Origin of the sequence: Acinetobacter lwoffii, assembly GCF_024129355.1 — a bacterium.
In the GTDB taxonomy this organism is placed as follows: domain Bacteria; phylum Pseudomonadota; class Gammaproteobacteria; order Pseudomonadales; family Moraxellaceae; genus Acinetobacter; species Acinetobacter lwoffii_I.
Window position 1 is genome coordinate 1 of the sequence record NZ_JAMXXP010000081.1, and the last position, 1037, is coordinate 1037.

Below are 1037 nucleotides of genomic sequence, written 5' to 3' on the forward strand. Positions count from 1 at the left end.
ATTTTTTTAAGAAACAGATAAGCCAGCAGAGCGTAGACTAGGGCATAGATCAGCAGCATTAATCCAGCTTGCAGTGAAATATGCAATGGACTACCAATCACCCATTGTTCAGTTTGTAATTTGGCATAGGGCGTGAACGGAATAATATTGGACCAAAACTGGGTGAATAGGGGCGCATTATTTAAAGGTAAAGTCACACCGGCAAAACTTAAAGATGAACCACCATAGACCGCAATGATGCCAAAAGATTTACTTAAATCTTTGGTTGCCAGAACCACTGCACTGCTTAAAAATGCATAAGCGCTATATAGCAGAAATTGTGCCGATAGAATCAGAGCGAGCGAGCCGGCAACAAACCAGCCGCGAATTTCAATCAGCCAGAACATCCAGATCCAGGTCCATAGACTAAAAATAGCCACATAGACCAGGTTCTTAGACAGTAATGCCATCCAGATGGATGAGTTGCTAATCCAGCTTGTTAAGGTCTGCCGCTTCAGTTCCTGACCGACGGAAAATGCCACACAACAACACAGCAGTAAATGCAGAATTGCCGGAATGACATAGAGTTCCAGATAGAATTCATAATTCAGCTGCGGATTATACAGCGGCGATATTTTGATATGCGGTGACGGTGCTTCGAGAGAGGGCAGCCGGTTGCCAAGATATTGCTGTCCGCTAAATTCAGCCAGTGCTTGCAGGGTACTGACCAGCATGGCAGAGGAGATGGTATTTCCGATACTGAAATAACTCTGGTTAAAGGCAATACTGATGTCAGCATCCTGGGCACGAACCAGACGTTGCTCGGCGCCGCTTGGAATATGGATATAACCCCAAATTTTATTTTGATTTAGCAGGCGCTCAATCTCAGCTGTTTGTTCCGACACTGTAGCAATTTTAAGAGTATGATTCAGGGCCACATGCTGATAAATGCTTTGACTCAGCGCACTCTGGTCTTGATCAATAATCGCAATCGGTAAATGATCCGGTTTCCCTTGAGCAAACATGCTGCTGAATAAAATAATCACCAGTGCAGGTGC

1 protein-coding gene is annotated in these 1037 nt (G+C 44.6%); it reads right to left on the reverse strand.

What is annotated here, in order from left to right; translation table 11 throughout:
• Positions 1-1037, reverse strand: a 1037-nt coding sequence (locus tag NI468_RS16030) for an ABC transporter permease (protein ID WP_253102621.1), incomplete at both ends; no start/stop codon positions are given.